Below are 3406 nucleotides of genomic sequence, written 5' to 3'. Positions count from 1 at the left end.
GATTGAACGGTATAAGCTTCGTCCGCATGTGCAGATGTACCCATAAAGAATAGAGCGCCGGCAGCCAAAGTTGTTCCAAAAAGTAATGTTTTAAGTGATTTCATGTAAAATCTCCTTCGTTGTTTTAAAAAGTATTTGTTGTGTTCAACGAGGAATACTTTAACACGTGGAAATATTTCATAGGTAATAGCTTCGTGACACTTTGTGACAAATCTACGTTTTTTGTAATAAATGAAGTAATATATGTAATTGAGAAAGCTTTCTTTGCCTTTAAACCAAGAAACTGTCTTTATGACATTCACAAAGCCAAACTATTAAGAAAAGGTAAAATAGGTAGGTTAATTATATTATTGCACTGATTTTAGAGAATCAGCAGAAAAAAGCAGAGTTCGATACCTAAGGATTTATTTTCACAAAAATAAAAAAGAACGCTAAAAATCTGTATTTCTAATCCTTAAGAAATAGTAGCTTCTTTTTAAGTAGGATACCACTGTTTATCTAAGTTTAGAGGGTAAGGTAAAAGCAACATCACTTTTACCTTACCCTCTATGATTTATTTAGTGGTTCTCTTACACTCTTTTGTTTATATGAATGAGTCTATCGTTCGACTCTGTTTGTAAGTAGCGGAAAGAATTTCAAACAATAAATAGCACAAATACCTACGACAATATAGATGACTTTCGCTAAAATTGTTGTAGAACCGCCAGCAATTGTAGCAACTAGATCAAATTCTAATAAACCAACCAATAACCAATTCAATCCCCCAACGATCAATAGTGTTAAAGCAATTACGTCTAATGTTTTCATTGTTATTTCTCCTCTCCTATCTGACATAAGTTCATTATAAACGAATCTAGAGGCTACGGCTAAAATACTGCTTGTGAGGATCTTAGTGATGGAGCAATTTATTTGAAAAATATGCTATTTTTCGAATAAAGTTTGTGTGTTGATTGTACCCTTACAAGGGTAACGCTGATAAGAAAAGTATTCTCGGAGTATAAGGTGAGTAGATCATATAAGAGCTGAGAGGGATGGTTAATAGGTGAAAAGTTTCGAACAAAGCAAGAAACTTTTATCAGGTAACTAGCAGATAATTCTTGCAAAAAAAGAACTTGTGTTCGTATAATTGCTGTAAGAGGTGAGTAAAATGGAACGTAAATATGGAACTGTAAGTAAAATCAGAACACTCAAACTTAATGCCCGTCCATTGATCCGTTTTACCTTAGATAACGTGAACTGTTTGATTGCTGCCCATAGCCTAAACTTCTTGGCAGAAGTCGACGAGGGAATGAAGCTGTATGTGAAAGGCTACTATAACCAGCGAAATCAATTTGTTGTCAAGGATTATACGGTCTTAGGTAAATCCAAAATTGCTGTGATTTTCGAAAAGAGCAAGTATCCAAAGAGAAATTATTCAAAATAGATGATTGTAAGTAACATAGCTTTTTTATAGAAAACGTATCGGTTAGAATGACATGGTTAGACTATTTTCTTCTATATAATATAATTTTTGCGTGTGAGAGAAATTCTCTTTATAGATGAAGAGGATAGGAAGAGGGAATTAAAAGTTATGAAAAAAAGCGAAGCTAACTATAAACGCGTTTCTCACATGGCAGTCCCCCGTTTTACTGACTATGATGAGGTGGTTATATCAGTAAGATTGGTCTTCTACAGGCACGATCCATTATTGATCAATTGATATTTTGTGAAATCTATAGAAGATGATCCTTGCATTGTTTGGATATCCATGCTATATTAAGTAAGTAATCTAATTTGAAACGTAATCTGAGCGATATATTCACACTATAAAAACTCCTTTTACTAAGTAATATTAATTGCAACAAAACACGTATTATATACGTATTAGGAGGAAATATATATGAATAACGGTACAGTAAAATGGTTTAACTCAGACAAAGGTTTTGGATTTATCACTGGTGAAGATGGGCAAGATGTATTTGCACATTTCTCAGCTATCCAAGGCGAAGGTTTCAAAACATTAGATGAAGGTCAAGCAGTGACTTTTGATATTGAAGAAGGTCAACGTGGCCCTCAAGCAATAAATATCGTAAAATAATGTTGAACTTTAACCACCTCTTATAGGGTGGTTTTTTTATTTGTGGTAAAACTGCTTCTATACAATACATGTGAAAATTGACAGGCTCAAAAAGTGTGGGTAAGATATTTATATCACCTTATACTTTATTGGGTCTGTTTTTTATTTTTTACTTTATCGGTATGCTGAATAGTGAGAGGTGCCTGTTTTGCAACAGTTGGTATCTAGCTGCAAAGTGTCATCATTATGGAGTCAGCTGGTTCAGGGAGTTTACACCACTCAGTCATAGAATTTAGTCTTATAGGAATTTCAGATAAGAAGTGAGGAGGCGGAAAAATGGCAATTACTGTGAACATCTATTATAGTGGCGAAAATAGCAATGCAAAAAGATTTGCAAAAGAAATGATTTCAACCGGGACTGTCGATGCGATTCGTGCAGAAAAGGGTAATCTTAAATATGAATACTTTTTCCCTATGGATGATGAAGAAACAGTCCTTCTGATTGACAGTTGGACGGATCAGCGCGCAATTGATCATCATCATGATTCGCCTATGATGACCCGTATTGCTGAACTGAGAGAAAAATATGATCTGCATATGAAAGTAGAACGCTATATAACGGATGAAAATGGAATTCCTCAAGAAGATTCAACATTTATCAGAAAGTAGATAGATAACTGAAAATACTATTACGTTTTTTTATAAGATTCCTTATACATTTTTTAGAGAGTCATTGTTGCTCTTTTGGTGGGATGTCTATTCTTCCTATGAGAAAACAATAAAGAATCAAAATGAACTTTTTATAACAAAAAAGAGGGCAAGAAAAGCTGATCACTTTTCTCTAGCCCTCTTTTATTATGCAGATGATGGGACTCGAACCCACACGAGCGTTAGCTCACATGACCCTCAATCATGCTTGTCTGCCAATTCCAACACATCTGCGTGAATCTAAAAATTATAGTCCTATCAATAAAAAGCATGCCTACGTTATAATAGAAACAACAATTAATGATAGCGAAAAATGAGTTAGATGTCAAGCTGAAAAAGGAGTAGAAACATGAAGAAATACGATGGTGAATTTGCTTTATTGGGGATGCTTATCGGGATTCCAATTGGGATGATTTTCGAAAATTTGATGTTTGGTATCGTACTTGGAATCATCATTGGCATCGCGATGGATTGGTTAGCAAATTTATGGGATAAATATCGCTAAAACAAAGAAAATGACAATAAAAATTTTAAATAAAAAACAAATTTTATTTTGGTTTTATGAAGTCAAGTCCATAATCCTGTGTAAAATACTATACAATGTTTTACCGGTCTCTCATTGATCAAACTTAATATATTTTC

At 33.8% G+C, this 3406-nt stretch carries 5 protein-coding genes, 1 tRNA gene and 1 pseudogene; 4 read left to right on the top strand and 3 right to left on the bottom strand.

Going from position 1 to position 3406, the window contains the following annotated elements; all coding sequences use genetic code 11:
* Positions 1–104 (bottom strand): annotated as a pseudogene (locus DVW83_RS16035) (LysM peptidoglycan-binding domain-containing protein); the annotation flags it as partial.
* A gap of 493 nt (positions 105–597) precedes the next feature.
* Complete coding sequence (locus tag DVW83_RS14330) at positions 598–807, bottom strand: DUF378 domain-containing protein (RefSeq protein WP_081133416.1); 210 nt, start codon at positions 805–807, stop codon at positions 598–600.
* Positions 808–1147: 340 nt separating this feature from the next.
* Here DVW83_RS14330 and DVW83_RS14325 point away from each other — a divergent pair, with 340 nt between their 5' ends.
* From DVW83_RS14325 to DVW83_RS14315, 3 genes are all read left to right on the top strand, one after another.
* A complete protein-coding gene (locus DVW83_RS14325; protein ID WP_104660301.1) occupies positions 1148–1423 on the top strand; it encodes a hypothetical protein in 276 nt (91 codons plus the stop codon).
* Positions 1424–1879: 456 nt separating this feature from the next.
* Entirely contained in the window at positions 1880–2077 is a 198-nt protein-coding gene (locus DVW83_RS14320) for a cold-shock protein (protein ID WP_104660300.1), read from the top strand.
* 315 nt (positions 2078–2392) lie between these two features.
* Positions 2393–2725: a putative quinol monooxygenase gene (locus DVW83_RS14315; RefSeq protein WP_104660299.1), complete on the top strand. Its 333-nt coding sequence runs from the start codon at positions 2393–2395 to the stop codon at positions 2723–2725.
* Between the two features lie 189 nt (positions 2726–2914).
* Here the strand turns inward: DVW83_RS14315 and DVW83_RS14310 are convergent.
* Positions 2915–2998, bottom strand: a tRNA-Leu gene (locus DVW83_RS14310).
* Positions 2999–3113: 115 nt separating this feature from the next.
* On the opposite strand from DVW83_RS14310, the gene DVW83_RS15260 reads away from it, so the two are divergent.
* Complete coding sequence (locus DVW83_RS15260; protein ID WP_167592120.1) at positions 3114–3269, top strand: hypothetical protein; 156 nt, start codon at positions 3114–3116, stop codon at positions 3267–3269.
* The last annotated feature ends 137 nt before the right edge of the window (positions 3270–3406 follow it).

The organism is Enterococcus sp. VV15, from assembly GCF_005236045.1.
Classification (GTDB): domain Bacteria; phylum Bacillota; class Bacilli; order Lactobacillales; family Enterococcaceae; genus Enterococcus_B; species Enterococcus_B durans.
The sequence above is the reverse complement of the archived record's forward strand: the minus strand, read 5'-3'. Positions and strand labels throughout refer to the sequence as shown.